The sequence below is a fragment of the Rathayibacter sp. Leaf185 genome, from assembly GCF_001423885.1.
GTDB lineage: Bacteria > Actinomycetota > Actinomycetes > Actinomycetales > Microbacteriaceae > Rathayibacter.
This window is the reverse complement of sequence record NZ_LMPP01000001.1, coordinates 993,421-1,015,704: the sequence shown is the minus strand read 5'-3', so window position 1 is coordinate 1,015,704 and position 22,284 is coordinate 993,421. Positions and strand designations below refer to the sequence as shown.

Here is a 22,284-nt window from a genome sequence, read left to right as displayed (position 1 = left end):
ATGATCATGCGCGAGAACACCCGTACCCGACGACGACTGCTCGTCGGCACCACCCTCCTCGTCACCGCCGCCTTCGCCCTCACCGGGTGCCGCGCCGGCACCGCCGTCTCCTCCGAGGACAAGGCGAGCGGCGAGGGCCTCGTCATCGGCTGGAGTCAGCGCGGCATCAGCGGCAGCGACTGGTGGAAGACCCTCGTCGAGGGCGGCCAGGCCGAGGCCGACAAGCTGGGCGCCACGATCCAGCTGCTCGATGCCAACGGCGACACCGTCCGTCAGAACTCCGACGTGCAGACCCTCGAGACCAAGAACGTCGACGTCGTCATCATGAACCCCAACGATCCGATCGGCGTGGGCCCCTCGGTCGCCTCCCTGGCCGACGCCGGGATCCCGCTGGTCACCGTCAACTCGAGCCTCGACGCCTCCCTCGTGCCGGACATGTTCTGCTACGTCGCCGAGGACCAGGAGTACACCGGATCGCTCGCCGGCACCGAGGCGGCGAACCAGGCGCTCGAGCGCTTCGGCGACAAGCCCGTGAAGATCGTCGGCATCGGTGGATTCCCGGGAGACGTGCTCAGCGACCTGCGCTTCAACGGCTTCAAGGAGGGCTTCGACGCCGTCATGGCCGAGCACCCCGACGTCGAGGTGACCTACCTCGACACGAAGTACGGCGAGTGGAAGCCCGACAAGGCGCTCGACCCGATCCGCGACGCGGCGACCGCGAATCCCGACCTCAACATCGTCTACAGCATGAGCGACGTCATGAACGGCGGGGTCATCCAGGGTCTGCAGCAGGCGGGCCTGTGGGGCCCCGACGTGCTCCTGGCGAGCTACGACGGAGGCATGGTCTCGGTCAAGCAGATGGTCGACGACCCGACCGGTCCGCTGATCGCGACCGCCTCCAACCAGCCGTGGGACCAGGGTGCCGAGGCCGTGCGCATGGCGGTCGCCGCCTACAACGGCGACACCGGAGCCTGCCCCGACAAGACCCTCTACATCGACACGACCGTCGTGACGCCGGCGAACGCCTCCGAGTACTACATCGCCGAGGACACCTACGTGCGCGCCACGGACGACGAGTGAGCACCGCACCCGTCGACGACCGTCCGGTCGAGCTCCTCCTCGAGGGGATCACCAAGAGCTACCCCGGGGTCAGTGCCCTCAAAGGAGTCAGCTTCGCGGTGAGGCGCGGGAGCATCCATGCTCTGGCGGGTCAGAACGGAGCGGGCAAGTCGACGCTCGTCAAGATGATCTCCGGCGCCGAGACCCCCGACGCCGGGGCCATCTCGCTCGACGGAGTCGCCCAGCGGTTCCGCGATCCCGCCGACGCGCAGGCCGCGGGCATCCACACGATCTACCAGGAGCTCAGCCTCGTGCCGTCGCTGACGGTGGCCGAGAACATCTTCCTCGGACAGCTGCCGCTGACGGCGGGGCGGGTCGACTGGGCGCGGATGAACGCCGAGGCCCGCACGGCGCTCGCCAGGGTCGGCTTCGACCTCGACGTGCGCCTGCCCGTCTCGAGCTTCTCGGTCGCCGAGCAGCAGGCGGTCGAGCTCGCGAAGGCCCTCCGCAAGAACGCGCGGGTGCTGCTGCTCGACGAGCCGACCTCGACCCTCCCGCGACCCGATGTTCTGAAGCTCTTCACCGTGCTGCGCAAGCTCGCGGCCGAGGGCGTCACGTTGATCTTCATCTCGCACCGGATGGACGAGGTCTACTCGCTCTGCGACGCGGTGACGGTCCTGCGCGACGGCGTCGCCGCGGCGAGCATGGCGACGGCCGACAGCACGCCGGCGGAGGTCGTCACGGCGATGATCGGCAAGAGCCTCGAGGGCTCGATCGCCGACGCCGCCCTCCGTGGGGAGCGCAGCCCCCGGCTGGGCTCCGGCGGAGGCGACGAGGTCCTGCTCTCGGTCTCGGGCCTGTGCGAGGAGGGCCGGGTCGAGGACGTCTCGTTCGAGCTCCGCCGCGGCGAGGTCCTCGGCATCGCGGGTCTCATCGGCAGCGGTCAGTCGGAGCTGGCGGGCCTGCTCGCCGGCGCCCGCAGGAAGACCTCGGGCCGGATGACGGTCGCGGGGGAGAAGGTCGGCTTCTCGTCGCCGCGGGACGCCATCCGCCACGGGATCGGACTGCTGCCCCAGGACCGCAAGGCGCAGGGCTTCGTGCCCGACCTGGGCGTCGCCGCGAACATCACGCTCGCGAGCATGCCGATGTTCAGCCGCTTCTCCGTCATCGACACCAGGCGCGAGCGCCGGGTGGCCCTCGACATGATCGACCGGCTCGGGATGAAGGTCTCGAGCGTCAACCAGTCGATGAAGACCCTGAGCGGAGGCACGCAGCAGAAGGGCATCCTCGCCCGCTGGCTCGTGCGCTCCTCCTCGCTGCTCGTCTGCGACGAGCCGACCCGCGGTGTCGACGTCGGCGCGAAGGAGGACATGTACGAGCTCCTCCGAGCCTTCGCCGCCTCGGGCGGGACCGTGATCATCGCGAGCTCCGAGATATCGGAGGCGATGATGTGCGACCGCGTGCTCGTCATGGCGGGCGGCCGCGTGGTCGCCGAGTTCGAGCACGACGACATCGATCCGCGCGGCACCGCGCTCCTCGAACGCCTCGCCTGACCGGCGACCCCACCTCCGGCGCTGCCGGGCCCCCCACGACTCAAGGACGAGACAACCATGCCCAAGAACACCCTCGAACGGCCGCCGGCTTCGCGGCGCCCGGACACCTCCTCCTTCGCGGCGGTGACCGATCGACCGACCTCCGCGGCCGGGTCGCTCGCCCGCCGCATCCTGCCCAAGAGCTACCTCGTGCTCGTGCTGGTCGCGATCATCATCGTCGGCTACTACGTGTCGGCCGACTTCCTCACTCTGCGCAACGCCGAGAACGTGGTCGCGGCGGCGTCCATCGTCGCCGTCCTCGCGGTCGGCCAGTTCTTCGTCGTCCTCACCGGCGGCATCGACCTGTCGGTCGGGTCGACGCTCGCCCTCTCGACGGTGGTCGTCGCGCTCACCCTCCAGTCGGGGCTCTCGGCCGAGCTGTCCGCCGCGGTCACGCTGCTCTGCTGCGCTGCCGCCGGGCTCGTCAACGGCCTCCTGATCGTGTGGCTGCGCATCCCGCCGTTCATCGCGACCCTCGCCATGATGAGCGCGATCAAGGGCTTCAGCTACATCATCCAGTCGACGAGCCTGATCCAGATCCTCGACGAGCGCTTCATCGACGAGTTCTCCCGGGCCGAGGTGCTCGGGGTCAGGAGCCCCGTCCTGATCTTCGTCGTCGTCGCGGTGCTGGCCGGCCTCGTCGCGCGGTTCACGACGTTCGGCCGGTCGCTCTACGCGATCGGCGGCAATCCGGAGGCGGCCCGCCTGTCGGGTCTGCCGGTCGCGCGGAACCTCGTCATCACCTACACGATGTCGGGTCTGCTCGCCGGTCTCGCCGGTCTGATCGCCGCCGCTCAGCTGCGGCAGGGCTCCTCGCTGATCGGAGTCGGCTACGAGCTCGACGCGATCGCGGCCGTCGTCGTCGGCGGAGCGTCGCTGATGGGCGGGAAGGGCGACCCGATCAGCGCCGTGATCGGAGTCTTCGTCCTCGCGACGATCATCAACATCATGAACCTCGTCGGCATCTCGTCGGAGCCGCAGCTGGTGATCAAGGGCGGGGTGATCATCATCGCGGTCTTCCTCTCCAGCGCCGGCGGAGTCGCGCGGATAGGCGCCTTCTTCGCCAAGCACGGTCCCGGCCGCCGCGCCGCGCGAGCGAGCTGAGCCGATGTCCAGGCCCGCGGAGGCACCGGGGGGCGGCCGCGGGGCCCGGATGGTCGACGTCGCACGACTGGCCGGGGTCTCGCAGCAGACGGTGTCCCGCGTCGTCAACGGCTCGCACAACGTGGCTCCCGAGATCCGGGAACGCGTCGAGCGCGCCATCGGCCAGCTGCGCTACCGCCGCAATCCCGCGGCCCGGGCGCTCGCCAGCCGGAGGTCGATGAACATCGGGATCGTCAGCTTCGGACTCGCCCAGTACGGTCCGTCCGTCGCCCTCACCGGCATCGCGGACGAGGCCCGGCGGTCGGGCTACGCGACCAACCTCGTCACCCTCGGAGCGGTCGACCGCTCGAGCATGAGGGCTGCTCTCGACCACCTCGTGACCGACCTGGTCGACGGCATCGTGGTCCTCGCGCCGCTGACCTCGGCCGTGCACGCGATCGAGGGCTTCGAGGCGGCGGTGCCGCTGGTCGCCTTCGAGCCGGGAGGCGTGCCCTCCGGCGCGACGGTCGTCACCGACGAGGTGGCGGGGGCGCGGCTGGCGACCGAGCACCTCCTCGGACTCGGCCACCGCACCGTGCACCACCTCGCGGGACCGAGGGGCTGGCTGGCGACCGATGCCCGGATCCACGGCTGGACGACGGCGCTCAGCGCGGCCGGCCGGCCCCACCGCCCCACCGTCGTCGGCGACTGGTCGACCTGCTCGGGCTATCGGGCGGGCCTCGAGCTGGCGGCCGACCCGGAGTTCTCGGCGGTCTTCGCGGCCAACGACCAGATGGCTCTCGGTCTGCTCGCCGCCTTCGCGGACGCCGGCCTGCGCGTCCCGGCCGATGTCAGCGTCATCGGCTTCGACGACATCCCGGAGGCGCGCTACTTCCGCCCCGGACTGACGACCGTGCGCTTCGACTTCGAGGCGGTGGGCCGGCTGGCCGTCGACCGGATCCTCGCCCTCATGAGCTCCGACGAGTCGGATCACGTCGTGATCCCGCCCGTCGGAGCCACCCTCGTGGCGCGCGACAGCGCCGCACCACACCAGCCCCGCGGGGCTCATCCCAGAGAGACACGACCATGACCATGAACGACACCACAGCGGGCCTTCGCCCGTTCGGCCGCACCGAGCTCACCGTCTCGAGCGTCTGCGTCGGCACCAGCGCCCTCGGCAGCTTCCCCGCCCAGTACGGCTACGAGGTGAGCGAGGAGGTCGCCGTGGCCACCATCCTCCGCGTCTTCGACGGGCCCTTCACCTTCATCGACACCTCCAACGAGTACGGCGGAGGCGACAGCGAGCGCCGCATCGGAGCCGCGATCCGCGAGAACTCGGGCGTACCCGACGGCGTCGTCATCGCGACGAAGGTCGACCCCCTGCCCGGCTCGAGCGACTTCTCGGGAGACCGCGTGCGGCGCTCGGTTGAGGAGAGCCTCGAGCGCCTCGGCCTCGACACCCTCCCGCTCGTCTACCTGCACGATCCCGAGAAGATCAGCTTCGAGGAGGGCACCGCTCCCGGCGGGCCGCTCGAGGCGCTGATCCGCCTCCGCGACGAGGGAGTCATCCGGTACCTCGGTGTCGCGGGTGGCCCGATCGACCTCGAGCTGCAGTACCTCGCCACCGACGTGTTCGACGCGGTCATCAGCCACAACCGCTACACCCTGGTCGAGCAGACCGCGGCTCCGCTGATCGAGGACGCGCACCGGCGCGGCGTCGCGTTCGTGAACGCCGCCCCCTTCGGCGGCGGGATGCTCGTGAAGGGCCCCCGCGCCGTCCCGCGCTACTGCTACGCCCCCGTGGGTGAGCGCACGATCGAGCGGGTGCTCGAGATGGAGCGCCTCTGCGCCGACTTCGACGTCCCGCTGGCCGCCGCGGCGCTCCAGTTCTCGACCCGCGACCCACGGGTCGCCTCGACGATCGTCGGCATGTCCGAGCCCGCCCGCATCGACCAGACCCTCGCCCTCGCCGAGACCGCGATCCCCGAGGAGCTGTGGGACGCGCTGCTCCCGCTGGCCGCGGTCGGTCGCGACGGCATCGAGAAGTGACCCACCGGTTCGTCCCTGAGGAAGGAACACTGCAATGAGAACCATCACGAACCCCGAGCCCGTCGACGTCGTCATCGTCGGGGCCGGAGCAGGCGGCGCGACCGCCGCCAAGGTCCTGACCGAGGCGGGACTGCGGGTCGTCGGACTCGAGAGGGGCCCGTGGCTGAAGCCCGAGCACGCCTCCGGCGACGAGCTGAAGTACCTCAACCGCAACTTCATCTGGCAGGACCCCAAGCTCAAGCCGCGCACCTACCGGCAGAACGAGAGCGAGGAGGCGGTGGTCACGAACTTCTCGGCCACCCCGCAGGTCGTCGGCGGCGGCACCACGCACTGGGGCGGGATGGTCCCGCGCATGACGGAGTCGGACTTCAAGCTCCGCTCGCTGCACGGCGACGTCGAGGGTGCGAGCCTCGTCGACTGGCCCATCACCTACGACGAGCTCGAGCCGTACTACACGCGCGTGGAGTGGGAGTTCGGCACGTCGGGCCTCGCCGGCGCGAACCGCTGGGAGGGCCGTCGCTCGAAGGGCTACCCCACCAAGCCGTCGCCGCTCAGCCAGATCGGCCGCACCTTCGCGACGGCCATGGACAGGCTCGGGCACTCGACGTTCCCGATGCCGCAGGGCATGGTCACCGAGCCCTACCGCGGGCGTCAGCCGTTCAGCGAGAACGGGTTCTGGCAGCAGTACCCCGACCCGGGCACCGGCAAGTCGTCGACGCTGATCAACTTCATCCCCGACGCGATCGCCACCGGGCTCTACGATCTGCGCCCCGACTGCTACGTCAGCGAGATCCTGGTCGGTCCCGACGGCAAGGCGACCGGCGTGCGGTACCAGGACGAGGACGGCAATGAGTTCGTGCAGAAGGCGAACGCCGTGATCGTCGCGGGTGGCGGCATCGAGACTCCGCGCCTCCTGCTGATGTCGAGATCGGCGCAGTTCCCCGACGGGCTGGCCAACGGCAGCGGCCAGGTCGGCCGGAACGCCACGTTCCACCAGTACTCGTTCTCGGTCGGCCTCTTCGACCGCGAAGTGAGCGACCCGCTGTACGGCTGGGCCGGCCACTACATGAGCCTGTGCTCGTTCGACTTCTACGAGACCGACGCCAGCCGGGGCCACATCCTCGGCTCGCTGATCTTCCCGTCGATGATCGGCCACCCGGTGAACTGGAGCTTCCCGGGCCGCCCGAGCTGGGGACAGGCCTCGAAGGACGCCGACCGCGAGCTCTTCAACCACTCGATGAAGATCGGCATCCTGCTGCACGACCTCCCCCGCGAGAGCAATCGGGTCGACCTCGACCCGACGGTGAAGGACGCCTGGGGTCTCCCGGTCGCGCGCATCACGCACACCCCGCACCCCAACGACTTCGCGCAGGAGAAGTGGCAGGTCGCCAAGAACGGCGAGATCCTCGAGGCCGCGGGCGCCAAGAAGGTCGTGCCGGTGAACATGGAGCGCATCACCGGCAACACCTCGCACGAGCTGGGCACGGTGCGGATGGGGAACGACCCCGCCACCTCCGTCGTCGACAAGTGGTGCCGCTCGCACGAGGTGCCGAACCTCTACGTCTTCGACGCGAGCTTCTTCCCCACCGCGACGGGGATCAACCCGGCACTCACGATCATGGCCAACGCCTGGCGCTGCAGCGACCGCATCATCGCGGTCGACTCCCGCGGCTGGTCGTCGGACGACTGAGCACGATCAACGAAGGAGAGGACGATCAACATGGGACAGGCAGAGTGGGTCACGGTACCGATCTCGACACGCGACGTCGACGGACCGCTGTTCTTCGACCAGCACCAGTGGGACACCATCGAGGCCGCTACAGCGCGGATCATCCCGACGGACCACCACCCCGGAGCCCGAGAGGCGAAGGTGGTCCGCTTCATCGATCGGATGCTCTCGGGAACGGCTTTCGTGTTCCCCGCCGCGGACGGCATCGGCTGGCTCCGGATGGAGGGGCTCGAGGAGCAGGCGTGGCAGGAGCGGATCGACAGCCGGCGGGTCTTCTACCGTGAGGGCGTCGTCGAGCTCGACCGGCTGGCCGGCGAGCACTTCGGCGGCGTGTTCGTCGACCTCGACGACGACCAGCAGGACGCGGTGCTCGTCGCGCTCTCGAGGGAGGAGAAGCCCGCGCGGTTCCTCTTCGCCGAGTCCGACGGGCAGGGCAGCGGAGGAGCGCCGGCGGGCAACCAGCCGGTCAACGAGGACTTCCTCGAGTTCTTCCCGCTCCTGGTGCTGAACACCCGGCAGGGCTTCTACGGCGATCCGGTCTACGGAGGCAATGAGAACCGGGTCGGCTGGGCGGTCATCGGCTTCGACGGACCGCCGTCGCTGAAGGCGACGATGGACGGCAGCTACACCACGACGAAGTACATGGTGCCCGAGGCCGAGTGGCCCTACGAGCGCCACCCCGAGGTGCTGCGCTACCGGCGCCCCTGACAGGGTCGGCGGTTCGGCTCGGGGCATAATTCCCCCATGGCCCCGACCGAACCGCCGTTCCTCCCTCCTCGCGTCGGGACCGCAGGATGAGCCGGAGGTCGTCGCGGTCCCAGGGGCCGCGGATGGTCGACGTGGCGGTACTCGCGGGGGTCTCGCAGCAGACGGTCTCCCGCGTCATCAACGGAGCGCCGAACGTGTCGCCCGAGATCCGCGCGCGCACCGAGCAGGCGATCGCCCAGCTCCGCTACCGCCGCAACACCGCGGCGGCGGCCCTGGCCAGCAGCAAGACCATGAACATCGGAGTGGTCAGCTACTCCCTCTCGGTCCACGGGCCGTCGGTCGCGCTCTACGGCATCTCCGAGGAGGCCCGCCGCAACGGCTACTCGACGCGCCTGATCACGCTGGGCGACGTCGACCGGGCGAGCATCCGGCACGCGCTCGACGAGCTCACCGCCGATGAGGTCGACGGCATCATCGTCCTGGTCCCGCTCGTGAGCGCGGTCGAGACTCTCCGCGGGACGGATTCGACCATCCCCGTCATCTCCTTCGAGCAGGGCTCCGCGCCCGGTCCGTCGAGCGTGTCGATCGACGAGGTGCACGGCGCGCAGCTCGCCGTCCGGCACCTGCTCGACCTCGGCCATCGGAGCGTCGCCCATGTGCGCGGGCCCGACGGCTGGATGGCCTCCGATGCGCGCGAGCGCGGCTGGGCGTCGGAGCTCGCTCGCGAGCGCCGGGTCCTCCGGCCCGCGGTCCGCACGGCGGACTGGAGCGTCGCCGAGGGCTACCGCGCAGGAGTCGAGCTCGCGGCCGATCCCGACGTCACGGCCGTCTTCGCCGCGAACGACCCCTTCGCGCTCGGAGTGATCAAGGCGTTCGACGACCACGGGATCAGCGTCCCTGGGGATCGGAGCGTCATCGGCTTCGACGATGTGCCCGAGGCCGGCTACTACCGGCCGAGCCTCTCGACGGTCCACCTCGACTTCGCGCAGGTCGGTCAGCTCGCCGTCGACCGGGTGCTCGCGCTGATGCGCGGCGAGGACGTGGGCCCGATCCCCCTGATCGCCCCGACCCTCGTCCCCCGGGGGAGCACCGCGCCTCCCCGCTGAGGTCAGGTCTCGTGGACCTCGATCGGCAGGCCGTCGGGGTCGCGGAGGAAGAACAGCGCGCGGCCCGTGTGCGGGTCCTCGCGCAGGGGCTCGCACTCCACTCCTGCCGCCACGAAGCGGGCGCGGACCGCGCTCGGGTCGGAGGCGGCGAGTGCCAGGTGCCGCAGTCCGAGCGCCTCCGGATCGGACACGCGGTCGGGCGCGCGCGGGAAGGTGAAGAGCTCGATCAGGTAGGTCCCGTTCAGGCTGAGGTTCGCCATCCACGAGTCCCGGTCGGCCCGGTGCACCTCGGAGTCGAGGCGGAAGCCGAGGACGTCGAGGTAGAAGCGCTTCGAGCGCTCGTAGTCGCTGACGATGATCGCGAGGTGGTGGAGGCCGAGCAGGTCGCTCATCCCCGGGCCTCCGATCCTCCGCCCATCGCGCGGGCCGCGACCAGGCTAGCCGTCGAGTCGATCAGTCGAAGCGCGCGCCCTCGGGCCGCGGCGGCAGCAGGAACAGGATGAGCAGGAACACCCAGCCCGCGATCGGGATGAACAGCGCGAAGATCCACATCCCGCTGCGGTTCACGTCGTGCAGCCGCCGCCAGAGCAGCGCCAGCGAGGGGATCAGCGTGCCGAGCGCGACGATCCCCGCGAGCACCGCCACCCACGGCGTCTCGAACGAGGCGTTCCCTGAGCGGAACGGCGTGAACGAGAGCTCGAGTCCCGAGACGGAGCCGTCCAGCGCTCGGAAGGCGAGGTTCAGCACGGTCCCGGCGAGGATGATCCACCAGTACTCGGCGCGGCTCGCCCGGCCGCGGAAGGTCGCGTACTTCGTGAAGAACCGTCGCACCGCCTCGAGCGGTGGGGCGCCGTAGTAGGGCTGAGTGATCGGAGGCATGCCCTCCACGCTATCCGTCAGTTGTGGTCGAGGTCATCGGTCGGGCGGATGAGCCGGCGTGCCCCCTACGCCGCGACGGGCTCCCTGGAGGCGCGCGCCGACCGCGCCTCGAGGACGAGGCTCACCGCGAGCCCGACCAGCACGAGCACGATCGCCACCCACGGCAGCACGTCGAGCCCCGCGGCGTCGATCGCCACTCCGCCGGCGATCGCGCCGCCGCCGATGCCGATGTTGAACGCCGTCGTCTGGAGCGCCGCCGCGAGACTCCGCAGCTGGAACGACGAGGTCCGCAGCATCCGCGTCTGCAGCATCACCGGGATCCCGCCGAACGCGATGTTCCAGAGCACCGCTGCGGCGACGACGCCGGCCACTGCTCCGGCTCCGGCCGCGAGGGCGAGCCCGGCCAGCGCCAGCACGACTCCGACGGAGGCGATGATGAAGCCGAGGCGCGGGAGCCGGTCGGTCGCGAAGCCGGCGAGCACGAGCCCGATCGCCCCGGCGCCTCCGAAGGCGAAGAGCACCAGCGGGATGCTGTCGGGCGAGAACGACGCGTTCTCGAGCCACGGCGTGATGTAGGTCGAGAGCGTGTTGTGGCCGATCAGCACGAGCAGGATCACCAGGCACACGCCGAGGATGCGCGGCAGCGAGCGGTCCTTGCGCGCGGGCAGCCGGATCTCGCCCGTCTTGATCGGCACTCGGTGGTCGACCGCGGGGAGGAACTTCACGACGACCAGGGCGAGCACGAGCACGATCCCGCCCAGGATCGCGAAGGTCGGCCGCCAGCCGAACGCGTGGCCGAGCGCCGTGCCCACGGGGACGCCCAGCACGAACGCCGCGGAGCCTCCGCCCGCCGTGATCGCGGTCGCCCGGCCGAGCTGTGCGGGCGAGACGAGGTGCGCGGAGTACGCGGCGACGACCGCCCAAAACAGGCCGTGCGCGAGGCCGCCGACGATGCGCGCGCCGACGAGCAGCTCGAAGGTGGGCGCCAGCGCGGCGAGCACGTTCGCCATCGCGATGGTGCAGAGCGCGACCAGCACGAGGCTCTTGCGCGAGTAGCGCTGGGTGATGAGGGTCAGCGGAGTCGTCGCGACCACCACGGTCGCCGCGAAGATCGTCACGAGCTGGCCGGTCAGCGAGATGCTGACGCCGAGGTCGCGCGACATGTCGGGGATGAGCCCGGTCGGCAGGAACTCGCTCGTGACCGAGACGAAGATGGCGCCGGCCAGGGTGAGCAGGCCGATCCACGGGAAGGCGGGCGTCTTGGCAGTGTTCTGAGGGGTGTTCACGGTGTCCAGAGGGAGTGTGGTGCGGGAAGCGACCATCAAGCCTCGCACGCCTGCGGTGCGAACGGGCGCCTCCCGCCTCCGCGATGCCCGCCGCCCCCGAGTGTTCACGCGGGGGAACCAGTTCTGGCCGAGACACCGTTAAGACCGCGGTGTCTCGCCGAGAACTGGTTCCGTCGCGGGTCCGCGTTACCACCTCCGCCGCCGCTTGGGAACGGAGTGACGCCGCCCCCGCCTCCGGCGTTCCCTGGATCTGTGCGGCCGCCCGCCGCAGGAGGAGGAGTCATGCCCGACCAGACCGCGCCCGACCAGACCGCGCCGGATCAGACCGCGCCGGATCAGACCGCGCCCGACCAGACCGCGCCGGATCAGTACACGTTCACGAACCCCGCGACCCAGTACCCGAACGTCACGCCGCCCGTGCAGCAGCAGCCCGAGCCCGGCCTCCAGTCGCAGATGACGCCGGTGCCCGACCTCGGCGAGCACAGCTATCGCGGCACCGGTCGCCTCACCGGCCGCCGCGCGCTGATCACGGGGGCCGACTCCGGCATCGGAGCCGCCGTCGCCATCGCCTTCGCGCGCGAGGGCGCCGACATCGCGCTCTCCTACCTCCCCAGCGAGGAGGCGGACGCGCAGCACGTCGTCGAGCTCATCCGCGCCGCCGGCCGCACCGCGATCCCGATCCCCGGCGACCTCACCGACGCGCAGTACTGCTCCGACCTCGTCGCGCAGGCCGTCGAGGGCCTCGGCGGACTCGACGCCGTCGTCAACATCGCCGGCAAGCAGATCTGGCAGGACGACATCCTCGAGCTCACCGACGAGCAGTTCGAGACCACGTTCGCGGTCAACGTCTTCGCGCCGTTCCGCATCATCCGCGCCGCCCTCCCGCACCTGCCCGCGGGCTCGACGATCATCAACACGGCATCGGCGGAGGCGCACAAGCCCGCCCCGGACCGCCTCGACTACGCGATGACCAAGGGGGCCATCAACAACCTCTCCAAGGGCATGGCGCAGCAGCTGGCCTCGAAGGGCATCCGCGTGAACGTCGTCGCCCCCGGCCCGACCTGGACCGTGCTGCAGGTCACCGGCGGAGTCGACCCCGAGTCCCTCCCCGACTTCGGCTCGAGCGAGGCCCCGATGGGCCGTGCCGCGCAGCCCGCCGAGCAGGCTCCCGCCTACGTGTTCCTCGCCTCCGCCGAGTCGAGCTACGTCATCGGCGAGACCCTCAACGTCAACGGCGGCATGGTCTCGCCGTAGCGCCCGGCGCGAGGTGCAACCGCCCACAACCACCGACGGAACCAGTTCTCGCCGAGACACCGCTCAGAACGCGGCGCTTCGGCGAGAACTGGTTCCCCGGCAGGCTCCTACTTCGCGACCGTCTTGCCGGCGCTCGTCTTGGCCAGCGTCGTGAAGCCCGCCTTCGTGCCCGTGACCGTGACCGTCACCGACTTCCCCGCGTCGGCCGACACTGTCTTGTACGTCGCCCCGGTCGCGCCCGCGATGGCCACTCCGCCGCGCTTCCACTGGTAGCTCAGGGCGACGGGCGCCGGAGCCCAGGTCCCCGGAACCGCGGTGAGGGTCTGTCCGACCTTGGCGGTGCCGGTGATCGTCGGCGTCGCTCCGGTGAGGATGCCGCCGGTGATCACGGCGGTGGCGGCGCTCGATTTGGTGACGGGCGCGTAGCCCGGCTTCGTGGAGGTGATCGAGACGGTGATCGTCGCGCCCGCGTCGGCGGCCTTGAGGACGTAGGTCTTCGCGGTGGCTCCCGAGACGACCACGCCGCTCCTCTTCCACTGGTAGGCGAGCGTGGTGCCCGCATCCCAGGTGCCGGGGGTGGCGGTGAGGGTCGAGCCGACCTTCGTGGTGCCGGTGATCGTCGGAGTGGGCGCGAGGGTCTGCGCTGCGGCCTTGACCGTGGTTCCGGCGCTCGTCTTGGTGACGGCGGTGTAGCCCGTCCTCGAACCGGTCACGGCGACGGTGATCGCGGCACCGGAGTCGGCGGCCACGAGCGTGTAGGTCGCGGCGGTGGCTCCGCTGATCGCGGTCCCGTTGCGCTTCCACTGGTAGGCGAGCGTGACGGGCGAGGGCGTCCACGCTCCCGGAACCGCCGTGAGCTTCTGGCCGACGGTCGCGGTGCCCGTGATGGTCGGTGTCGCTCCGGTGATGACGGCGCCGTTGGTGACGGGGCCGTTCGCGGAGGTGGACTTCGTGGCGGGGGAGTAGCCCGGCTTGGTGCTGGTGACCGAGACGGACACGACCGCGCCGACGTCCGTCGAGCGGAGGACGTAGGTCTTCGCTGTGGCGCCGGAGATGTAGACGCCGTTGTTCTTCTTCCACTGGTAGGTGAGGGTCGTGCCGGAGTCCCAGGTGCCGGGGTTGGCGGTGAGCGTCGATCCGACGGTGAGGGATCCCGTGATGGTCGGGGTGGGCATCAGGGTCTGCAGCGGCAGTCCGATCTGGATCGCGGAGCTGGTGCGGGTGGCCGGGGTGTATCCGTACTTGGTCCCGGTGACGCTGACCGTGAGCGAGGTGCCTGAGTCGGCGGAGGCGACGACGTAGCTGCTCGAGGTGGCGCCGGAGATCGCGGTGCCGTTGCGCTTCCACTGGTAGGCGAGGTCGACGGGGGCCGGACCCCAGTTGCCCGGGTTCGCGGTGAGGGTGCCGCCGATCGAGGAGGAGCCGGTGACGGTCGGGACCGAGTTGGTGAGCGAGCCGGTGGTGACAGCGACGGCGGCGCTGGTGCGAACGGCCTTCGCGTAGCCGGTCTTCGTGCCGGTGACCTGCACGCTGATGTTTCCGCGCCCAGCGTCATTCGGGGTCACCAGGTACTGAGGGTCTGTAGCTCCGCTGATGGGATAGCCGTCGCGGAGCCACTGGTACTCGAGCACGACGGGCTGGGGGCCCCACGTGCCGGGGACCGCGGTGAGCGTGGTGCCGACCGCACCGGAGCCGCTGACGGTCGGGGTCGCCGCCGTGAGAGTGCCGACGTTCGTCAGCTTCAGGACGAAGTCGCCCTGATAGAAGTCGAAGTTCGAGACCTGGAGGAAGTAGGTCTTGCCCGCCTGGACGGCGAATGTCGTGTTCGCTCGATCGAATGAGTAGGAGTCGCCGGAGTCCGTCCATTGATCCGGACACTCGAGCAGAGACCCCGGAGTCACTCCGTCGGAATCGTAGACGCCGACGTTCACGGGAGAGAAGCTCTCGCTGAGGTCGGCCTTCACGCTTCCGTTCGATGGCGCGCGGTACTTGTACCAGACCGATCCCATGAACGGGTTGAAATCGCAGCCCGAGTACGGCTCGTACCAGTTGTTGTCGATCTTGGACGTCGAGCCCTGGATCGTCGCCGGGATCGTCGAGATCACGGATGCCGACGAGTAAGTGGTGTTCGGGACAGCAGCGCTCGCGGAGAGGAAGAAGTCGACGGGCGAAGTCGAGCCGGTCGAGGTCGAGTACTCGTCTTCACTGGCTTGGAAGTAGTAGGTCTTCCCGGCTTCCGCTTGAACGAAGTTCTGACGCCGGAACCCGACTTCGGTGCAGCTGATCCGGGTCGCATCCGTCGTCGGGCCGTCGACGAAGGCACTGATGATGTACGCCGAACCGCTGAACGTCAGGGTCTGACGTTTCGTCGAGACGTACTTGAACCAGATCGAGCCCAAGCCGCCGTCGAAGTACTCGGTGTTGTCTGGGTCGGTGGTCCGACACGTCGCGTCCTCACCCTCTGAGAGAGTGGCCCCCTCGTACGGCGCGTTGTAGATCGAGTACGGCAGCGAGGTGATGGCGGTCGCGTTCTCGCGCAGGTCGTTCGCGGGAGGAGTGACCGCGACGAGGGGCGCCGCCTCCGGTGCCGCTCGGCGAGCGGAGGGCTCGTCCGTGTGCCAGGCGCCGGCGACGGTCGTTCGCGGCTCCTCCGCTGGTGCGGCGGACGCCGCCGGAGAGACGAGCAGCCCGACGCCGACCGCGAGGGTGGTGGCGAGGGCGAGGACCCGCGAGCGGGCAGGACGGAACAGCGGCATGGCGGGACTCCAGGGAGCGAGCGGCGGATCGGGTGGCGGTGCTGCGCCTGCAGAGTCCGATCGCGACACGTTCCGCGCCTATCGGGGGAGGGCAGCTCAGCGTCCTGCTTCTCACAGGAGACGCATAGGTCCCGTTCGGGGGTACGACCCGTCACGATCGCGGTGACGCAGCCCGTCTTTCGGCGCACCCGGAGGCCTGCCGCGCTCGGCCCGCCCGTCTCTCCCTCGTCACCCGCCAGTAGAACTACCCACCGGAGGCGCCTCGGCGGCGCGGAAGAACGCGCGCCCGTCAGCAGCACCACCGTGCGCCAGGACTTCGCCGACCCCGGCCGCCGCGGCTTCCGGCTGCTGCTGCGCGTGATGGAGGGCGAGACCGGCGCGATCTTCTCCTCCGAGCGCCCCGAGCTCGTGATCCGCGAGAGCTCGCCGCCGCCGCGCGCCCGGGGCTGAGCCGCGAGGTTGCGAGGATGGTGCGATGACCGCTCCTCCGCCCGTCGCGCACCGGACGATCGAGGGGTCGCCCGCGCGCTTCGTCGAGTACGGCGAACCCGGCGGTCGGCCCTCCGTGCTCTTCGTCCCTGCGCTCGGCGTTCCGCTCGGCTACTACGGCGACCTGCTCGCGGCGTGGTCCGCGCGCGGCCGCCACGTCGTCGCCGTCGAGCTGCGCGGCATGCCACACAGCTCGGTGCGCGAGGTGCGGAGGCAGCGCTTCGGTTACTCCGCGCTCGCGAACGAGGATCTGCCGGCGGTCGTCCGCGAGGTGCTGGGCGGACCGGCCGGATTCCTCGCCGTCGGTCACAGTCTCGGTGGCCAGCTCGCCCTCCTCGCCACGGCGGCCGGCAGCATCAGCCCGCTCGGAGTCGTCGCGATCGCGAGCGGCACGAGCTCGGCGGCGGCGCGCGCGACGGTGCTCTCGCGCTCGTCGCGGCGTGCCCAGGTATCGACCGTGGCTCTCATCGCGGGCGTCCTCGGCTATTGGCCGGGTGACCGCTTCGGCTTCGGTGGCCGCCAGCCCCGGAGCCTGATGCGCGACTGGGCGCACGAGGGCGTCCGCGGACGCTACCGGCTGCACGGCGACCCCCTCGACTACGAGCGCGCGCTCGCCGCGATCAGCGCTCCCGTCCTGCTCCTCAGCCTCGAGGGCGACGCGCTCGTCACGCAGCTCTCGGTGGAGCACCTGCTGCGCCGGCTGCCCGCCTCGGCGGAGCACCGGCGGCTCGCTTCTCCGACGAGGTTCCATCACCTCCGGTGGGCGCGCCGGGAGCCGGGGCCCGTGCTCGACGCCGTCGAGGCGTGGGCGGAGTGAGGCGGGCTGTCGCCGTGCTGCCGTGCTGCCGTGCTGCCGTGCCGCCCTATCGCCCTGGTGTCCGCTGCCCTGCCATCGTGCTGCGTGCTGCGTGCTGCGTGCTGCGTGCTGCGTGCTGCGTGCTGCGTGCTGCGTGCTGCGTGAGCCCGCAGCCCTCGCAGAGGGCGTATCGAGATCCATCAGCGTCACAAGGCGGGGCCTTCACACGCTCTGAGGCGCGAGTCGTCCGGTTCTGGCGCCTTTGCCGGTCTGGTGTCGGTGCTCGCTGGTTCGATGTCCGTATGGCAGTTGCAGCAGAAATGAGACCCGCGGAAGCGTCGCTCGACGCGATCCGCGAGGGCGCCGATGAGGTCGGCCGGCTCGCCCGAACCGCGTCCCCGGCTCTGCTCGCGGCTGCCGAGAAGCTGTACGAGGTGTACCGGGCTGCGTTGTCGATCCCGCTCGCGTTCGCGCGCGGAAGCCTGTCGGGCGGTGAGTCCCACGATCTCGTCGAGCGCTCGATCCGTGCCGAGCTCGCGGTCGGATCGGGGGTCTCCGAGCGGGAGCTGTCGCGCGAACTCGAGCGCGCGCATCTGCTCGTCGAGGACCTGCCGCTGACCCGAGAGGCGCTCGCGGCCGCGCGGATCCGGTGGCGGGCGGCCGAGGTGATCTGCTCCGTCGCCGCGCTGCTGCCCAAGGAGTCACTCCCCGAGTTCGACGAGCGCGCCGCCGAGCTCGCGCTCACGACGACGCCGACGCAGCTGCGGCGCGCCGTGGACCGCCTCCGCGACGAGCTGCACGACGAGCCCCTCGAGAAGCGGCACGCCCGCGCGAAAGAGGACCGCGGCGTCTGGCTCACTCCCGAGACCGACGGGATGGCGACGCTGTCCGCGTACCTTCCGGCACCGGTCGCGGTCGGCGTGTACAACCGCCTCGACCGCATCGCGCGCATCCTCCGCGACGGGACTGACGGCAATGGGGAGTGCGGCGACGAGCGCACTCTCGCGCAACTGCGCGCCGATGCCCTCGCCGATCTGCTCTGCGACGGCGACATCGCCGGCACCACCCCGCTCAGCGACGGAACGACGACTCCGACGTTCGTCCCCGGAATCCGCGCGGAAGTACGCCTCACCCTCGCCGCGAGCACCGCCGCGGGCCTCGATGACGCGCACGCCGACCTCGACGGCTGCGGAGCGATCCCCGCCGCGACCGCCCGCCATCTCGTCGGGATCGCCGCCACCTTCACGCGCGTCCTGACCGACCCCGACACCGGCACGGTCGCCTCCGTCGGACGCACCCTCCGGGTCCCGCCGCCGCAGATGCGCCTGCACCTGCAGCTGCGCGATCAGACCTGCCGCTTCCCCGGCTGCACCCGCCCCGCGTCCACAGCCGAGGCCGACCACACGATCGAGTGGCGCAACGGAGGCGAGACGGCGCTGAGCAATCTGGCCTCGCTCTGCACCGCCCACCATCACGTCCGCCACGGCGACCGCTGGACCTACCGCCTCCACCCCGACGGCACCACCGACTGGACCACCCCCACCGGCCGCCACGTCACCACCCCTCCACCCGCCCTCCCCGGACGACCACCCGCCCCACCGCCGCGCCCGCGCTTCGACGACCCACCACCCCCGTTCTGACGCGCCTGCTCCAGAGTGCGTGGCCGGAGCCCCGATCCACTGACGCCGGCGGGTCTTCGAGACCCACCTCACGACGGCCTCACTGCGGACGTCTGCCTCCTCCTCGCCCTTCGCCGCGGCGAAGGACTCCTCCGTCCGATGCGCCCCTGCTCACCCCTTCGACCAGCGTGCTGGCACCCGTGCCGCGGAGCACGCGCCCGCGCCCGCGCGTTTCGCGCAACGGCGTCATAGCGGAGCAGCCCCCGTGTCTCTCGAGCATGGCTCCCACCCGCACGACCCTCCTCGCGTTCGACTCCCGCGTGGCCGGCGCGCTCTTCACGCGCCCGCGCCCGGCGAGCCGCCGGCACGACGTGCTCGCGATCGCCACGGCGGCGCTGGTCAACGAGCGCTACCTCGATCGCCGGTTCACCATCGCCGGCCTCAGCCGCGAGCTGCGGGTCTCCGCCCTCGTGCTCCGCCTGCGGTTCCGCCGCTTCTACGCGCTTCCCCTCGAGGAGCACCTGGCGTCGAGGCGCCTCGAGCTCGCCTGCATCCTCATGTCGCGGACGCCGCACCGCCCCGGCGCGCTCGAGGACATCGCCCGCCACGCCGGCTACCGCAGCGCTGCCGACCTCGACCGCGACTTCCTCCGCTACCGTCACACTCCGGCTCTCGCCGCCTGGTTCCGGATGGGCGCGAGCCGCGCGACTCCGGTCGACGGGCCCTCGTGATCCGCGCGCTCCTCCGCCCGGCGGAGCCCTTCGACGGCGACGCCCACGCAGCCTCCGACGACGACGACCACGAGGCGCTCTCGACGCTGCCCAGCAGCTTCGGTGGCCTGATCGCCGGGCTCGCGATGATCGCCGCCGTGTCCTGGATCGGTACCGCCGCCCTCGTGGCCGCAGGCGACCCCCGGGCCGCGATCCTCCTCCTGGCGGCGTCACTGCTGGTGCTGCTGATCGCGCCGAGCACGGTCCTCGTCCGGCCTCGCCAGGTCTCCCGGCCGGCCGCGGCTCTCCACTACAGCGCATCCGCTGCACTCGGACTCCTCGGCTGGTCGACCCTGCTGTGGGCGCCGGGCCTGGCCTGGGCGGCGATGGCCGCCGCCGGCGTCCTGCAGACCGGGTACACCCTCGGCGCCGGCCTCGTCGCCCTCCAGGCGCGTCTCGCGGAGTTCCCGACCGGCGAGTGACCGCGGCGCTCAGCGCGCGAGCGCGGCCAGCTCCGCGCGGGTGCGCGCGCCGGCCTTCCGCAGCAGGTTCGAGACGTGGAACTTCGCCGTGTTCTCGCTGATGCCGAGCTCGTCGGCGATGCGGTGGTTCGAGGCGCCGAGCGTGATCAGGTGCAGCACCTCGCGCTCGCGAGGGCTCAGCTCGACCACGTCGAGGCCGTCGGGCTGCGCGGGCGGGTCGAGGGGGAGGCGGATCGACAGCGTCGACCCCCAGCCCGACGTCGAGGTGATCTCGAGCTCGCCGTCGAGTCCGCTCACACGCTCGGCGATGGGGCGCAGCGCCTCGTCGCGGGCGGTGAGCTCGCCCCGACCGTCGTCGCGGATCTCGATCAGCAGGTTCAAGCCGTCGCAGTCCCACTGGATGCGCACGCGGCGGGTCTCCTCCGACTCGACCGAGGCGAGCACGGCGCTGCGCACGATCGCCCGGGCGGCGTGCGCCACCTCGCCGGGCAGCGCGCGCCCGGTCGCCGGCGGCTCCACGAACTGCACGTCGAGATCGCCGAACCGCACCAGCGGTCGCAGGTCGTTCCGGAGGCGCGCGAAGGCGCCCACGACGGGCTCGAGCATCGCGCTGCGCTGCTCATCGGTCGCAGTGCGCAGCTCGACCAGGGCGTTCGTCGCGATCTCGACCGCCTCCGCCCGCGCTGCCCGGTCGTCGAGTCGCGGGGCGCGCAGCGCCGCGAGCACCGACTCCAGCGCGACGGCGTGCCGGTCGGCCTGCTCGGCGACCAGCCGGGCGTGCTCGAGGAGGACCGAGCGGGAGGCGGGTGTCGACGTCATGCTCCGAACCTACCCGCCCCTCCTACCCGTGGCGCCTCGAACCACCCGTTCGGGTAGGTACTCCTGCTCGGTCAGGTGGCGGCCCGGGCGCAGACCGGAGCGCACGCTGAGGACATGCCCGCCGACCCGACTCCCGTAGACCTGACCGCCGCCGCCCCGACCCCTGCCGATCCGACCCCTGCCGACCCGACCACTGACCCGGCCCGCGCGCTCGCCGCGATCGTCGCCGAGGTCACCGCGGCGTCCGGAGCTCTCGAGGGTCTCGACCGGGTGGCCTCGCTGCTGAGCGGTGCCGAGCGCGTCTTCGTGCACGGCGCGGGCCGCTCGGGTCTCGCGCTGCAGATGACGGCGATGCGGCTGATGCACCTCGGGCTGCGCGTGCACGTGGTCGGCGACGCGACGACTCCGGCGATCACCCCGGGCGACGTGCTGCTGACCGCGAGCGGCTCCGGCACCACCGGAGGCATCGTCCGCGCCGCGCAGTCGGCCGTCGACGCCGGCGCGCGCGTGGCAGCCCTGACCACCGCGGCCGACTCTCCGCTGGCCCGCCTCGCCTCGGCGGTGGTCGTCGTGCCCGCCGCCGACAAGCTCGACCGCTCGGGGAGCGTCTCGGCGCAGTACTCCGGCGGGCTCTTCGAGCAGGTCGTCGTGCTCGCGGGCGACGCGCTGTTCCACGCCCTGTGGAAGCGCAGCGGCGCCGGCGCCGACGAGCTCTGGCCCCGCCACTCCAACCTCGAATGACTCCCACCACTACAGGAAGCAGAACCCCATGAAGCTCCAGTTCGCCATGGACACCCTCAGCACCGACGCCGCCCTCGAGCTCGCCGCCGCGGCCGCGCCGCACGTCGACATCCTCGAGCTCGGCACCCCGCTCATCAAGAGCGAGGGCCTCTCGGCCATCACCGCGATCAAGCAGGCGCACCCCGACAAGATCGTCTTCGCCGACCTCAAGACCATGGACGCCGGCGAGCTCGAGGCCGACATGGCGTTCAAGGCCGGAGCAGACCTCGTGACCGTCCTCGGCGTCGCCGGCGACAGCACCATCGCGGGAGCCGTCACCGCCGCGAAGAAGCACGGCAAGGGCGTCGTCGTCGACCTCATCGGCGTCCCCGACAAGGCCGCCCGCGCCCGGGAGGTCGTCGCCCTGGGCGCCGAGTTCGTCGAGATGCACGCCGGTCTCGACGAGCAAGCAGAGGACGGCTACACGCTCGACTCGCTGCTCAGCGACGGCGAGTCCTCCGGCGTGCCGTTCTCGGTGGCCGGCGGAGTGAGCACCACGACGATCGAGGCCGTCCAGCGCTCGGGCGCCCGGGTCGCCGTCGCCGGCGGCGCGATCTACGGCGCTCCCGACGTGGGCGAGGCCGCGAAGGCCCTGCGCGCCGCGATCGTCTGACGCGCGCGCCCGGAGTGACCTCCGGCTCGTGAATCCCCGTTCGGCTCGTCGAATCCGCCCGATTCTGCGAGCCGAACGTGTTTCTGCGAGCCGAGAGCGGGCCCGAGGACACGCCCTCGACCGAGCGTCAACCCTCTGGGCACCCCCGCCGTCCCGCGTTCTGCTGGAAGCACGTCCCCCGACCGAGAGAAGCCTCACCCGATGACCCGACCGCAGATCTCCCCGATCGAGACATACTCCGACGAGCACGGCTGGCACAACCGCGTCGCCGACGCCACTGTCGCGCTCACCGACCACGGCGACTCCCGCGACGAGGCCGAGCAGCTCGGTGCCGAGATGGCGCGGCAGCGCGGGGGCGGCCACATCGTCTCGGACTGAGCTCTCGCGCTCCCCGAGCGCCTCCGTAGCGCGCTCGTCGTCGTCCGGTCAACCGCCTCGCCGCCCCGCGCCCGCGCTGCCTATCGTTGCCCGGTCG

At 71.2% G+C, this 22,284-nt stretch carries 22 protein-coding genes; 17 read left to right on the top strand and 5 right to left on the bottom strand.

Annotated elements, in window-relative coordinates; translation table 11 throughout:
- From ASG06_RS04845 to ASG06_RS04810, 8 genes are all read left to right on the top strand, one after another.
- Entirely contained in the window at positions 1-1,080 is a 1,080-nt protein-coding gene (locus ASG06_RS04845; RefSeq protein ID WP_231727612.1) for a sugar ABC transporter substrate-binding protein, read from the top strand.
- The gene (locus ASG06_RS04840; protein WP_056039254.1) at positions 1,077-2,612 is read left to right on the top strand and encodes a sugar ABC transporter ATP-binding protein; all 1,536 of its coding nucleotides are present in this window, start codon (positions 1,077-1,079) and stop codon (positions 2,610-2,612) included. Before ASG06_RS04845 ends, ASG06_RS04840 begins: the two co-directional genes overlap by 4 nt.
- A gap of 57 nt (positions 2,613-2,669) precedes the next feature.
- A complete protein-coding gene (locus ASG06_RS04835; RefSeq protein WP_056039251.1) occupies positions 2,670-3,755 on the top strand; it encodes an ABC transporter permease in 1,086 nt (361 codons plus the stop codon).
- A 49-nt stretch (positions 3,756-3,804) separates the two neighbouring features.
- A complete protein-coding gene (locus ASG06_RS04830; RefSeq protein ID WP_056039248.1) occupies positions 3,805-4,824 on the top strand; it encodes a LacI family DNA-binding transcriptional regulator in 1,020 nt (339 codons plus the stop codon).
- Positions 4,821-5,783, top strand: a complete 963-nt coding sequence (locus ASG06_RS04825) for an aldo/keto reductase (protein WP_231727611.1) — start codon at positions 4,821-4,823, stop codon at positions 5,781-5,783. The genes ASG06_RS04830 and ASG06_RS04825 overlap by 4 nt, the downstream gene beginning before the upstream one ends.
- A gap of 34 nt (positions 5,784-5,817) precedes the next feature.
- Positions 5,818-7,473: a GMC family oxidoreductase gene (locus ASG06_RS04820; RefSeq protein ID WP_056039242.1), complete on the top strand. Its 1,656-nt coding sequence runs from the start codon at positions 5,818-5,820 to the stop codon at positions 7,471-7,473.
- Between the two features lie 30 nt (positions 7,474-7,503).
- Positions 7,504-8,220, top strand: a complete 717-nt coding sequence (locus ASG06_RS04815; protein ID WP_056039238.1) for a gluconate 2-dehydrogenase subunit 3 family protein — start codon at positions 7,504-7,506, stop codon at positions 8,218-8,220.
- A 122-nt stretch (positions 8,221-8,342) separates the two neighbouring features.
- Positions 8,343-9,326 carry a LacI family DNA-binding transcriptional regulator gene (locus tag ASG06_RS04810; RefSeq protein WP_056039235.1) on the top strand — a complete coding sequence of 328 codons (984 nt, stop codon included), beginning with the start codon at positions 8,343-8,345 and terminating at the stop codon, positions 9,324-9,326.
- 2 nt (positions 9,327-9,328) lie between these two features.
- Here ASG06_RS04810 and gloA2 read toward each other — a convergent pair whose 3' ends face one another.
- The 3 genes from gloA2 to ASG06_RS04795 all read right to left on the bottom strand — a co-directional run bounded on the left by gloA2 (position 9,329) and on the right by ASG06_RS04795 (position 11,491).
- Positions 9,329-9,718: an SMU1112c/YaeR family gloxylase I-like metalloprotein gene (gene gloA2 / locus ASG06_RS04805; protein ID WP_056039232.1), complete on the bottom strand. Its 390-nt coding sequence runs from the start codon at positions 9,716-9,718 to the stop codon at positions 9,329-9,331.
- 61 nt (positions 9,719-9,779) lie between these two features.
- Positions 9,780-10,205: a DUF805 domain-containing protein gene (locus ASG06_RS04800; RefSeq protein ID WP_056039229.1), complete on the bottom strand. Its 426-nt coding sequence runs from the start codon at positions 10,203-10,205 to the stop codon at positions 9,780-9,782.
- 65 nt (positions 10,206-10,270) lie between these two features.
- Complete coding sequence (locus tag ASG06_RS04795) at positions 10,271-11,491, bottom strand: MFS transporter (RefSeq protein ID WP_162239000.1); 1,221 nt, start codon at positions 11,489-11,491, stop codon at positions 10,271-10,273.
- 282 nt (positions 11,492-11,773) lie between these two features.
- Here ASG06_RS04795 and ASG06_RS04790 point away from each other — a divergent pair, with 282 nt between their 5' ends.
- Entirely contained in the window at positions 11,774-12,745 is a 972-nt protein-coding gene (locus tag ASG06_RS04790) for an SDR family oxidoreductase (protein WP_082498943.1), read from the top strand.
- Between the two features lie 107 nt (positions 12,746-12,852).
- On the opposite strand, the gene ASG06_RS04785 is transcribed toward ASG06_RS04790, so the two are convergent.
- Positions 12,853-15,501: a hypothetical protein gene (locus ASG06_RS04785; protein ID WP_056039223.1), complete on the bottom strand. Its 2,649-nt coding sequence runs from the start codon at positions 15,499-15,501 to the stop codon at positions 12,853-12,855.
- Positions 15,502-15,804: 303 nt separating this feature from the next.
- On the opposite strand from ASG06_RS04785, the gene ASG06_RS19845 reads away from it, so the two are divergent.
- The 5 genes from ASG06_RS19845 (at position 15,805) to ASG06_RS04765 (ending at position 19,597) form a co-directional block, all read left to right on the top strand.
- Positions 15,805-15,951, top strand: coding sequence for a hypothetical protein (locus tag ASG06_RS19845; protein ID WP_156465860.1), 147 nt, complete (start codon positions 15,805-15,807; stop codon positions 15,949-15,951).
- A gap of 25 nt (positions 15,952-15,976) precedes the next feature.
- On the top strand, positions 15,977-16,807 hold the full coding sequence (locus ASG06_RS04780) for an alpha/beta fold hydrolase (protein WP_056039219.1): 831 nt from the start codon (positions 15,977-15,979) through the stop codon (positions 16,805-16,807).
- A gap of 299 nt (positions 16,808-17,106) precedes the next feature.
- Positions 17,107-18,426 (top strand): HNH endonuclease signature motif containing protein, encoded by a 1,320-nt coding sequence (locus ASG06_RS04775; RefSeq protein ID WP_056039216.1) that lies wholly within the window; start codon positions 17,107-17,109, stop codon positions 18,424-18,426.
- A 257-nt stretch (positions 18,427-18,683) separates the two neighbouring features.
- Entirely contained in the window at positions 18,684-19,136 is a 453-nt protein-coding gene (locus ASG06_RS04770; protein WP_056039215.1) for a hypothetical protein, read from the top strand.
- Positions 19,133-19,597: a hypothetical protein gene (locus ASG06_RS04765; RefSeq protein WP_056039212.1), complete on the top strand. Its 465-nt coding sequence runs from the start codon at positions 19,133-19,135 to the stop codon at positions 19,595-19,597. Before ASG06_RS04770 ends, ASG06_RS04765 begins: the two co-directional genes overlap by 4 nt.
- 9 nt (positions 19,598-19,606) lie before the next feature.
- On the opposite strand, the gene ASG06_RS04760 is transcribed toward ASG06_RS04765, so the two are convergent.
- On the bottom strand, positions 19,607-20,416 hold the full coding sequence (locus ASG06_RS04760) for a LuxR C-terminal-related transcriptional regulator (RefSeq protein ID WP_056039209.1): 810 nt from the start codon (positions 20,414-20,416) through the stop codon (positions 19,607-19,609).
- A 114-nt stretch (positions 20,417-20,530) separates the two neighbouring features.
- On the opposite strand from ASG06_RS04760, the gene hxlB reads away from it, so the two are divergent.
- From hxlB to ASG06_RS19840, 3 genes are all read left to right on the top strand, one after another.
- Entirely contained in the window at positions 20,531-21,157 is a 627-nt protein-coding gene (gene hxlB / locus ASG06_RS04755; RefSeq protein ID WP_082499032.1) for a 6-phospho-3-hexuloisomerase, read from the top strand.
- A 28-nt stretch (positions 21,158-21,185) separates the two neighbouring features.
- Positions 21,186-21,809, top strand: coding sequence for a 3-hexulose-6-phosphate synthase (gene hxlA / locus ASG06_RS04750; RefSeq protein ID WP_056039206.1), 624 nt, complete (start codon positions 21,186-21,188; stop codon positions 21,807-21,809).
- 201 nt (positions 21,810-22,010) lie between these two features.
- Complete coding sequence (locus tag ASG06_RS19840; protein WP_156465859.1) at positions 22,011-22,187, top strand: hypothetical protein; 177 nt, start codon at positions 22,011-22,013, stop codon at positions 22,185-22,187.
- Positions 22,188-22,284 lie beyond the last annotated feature (97 nt).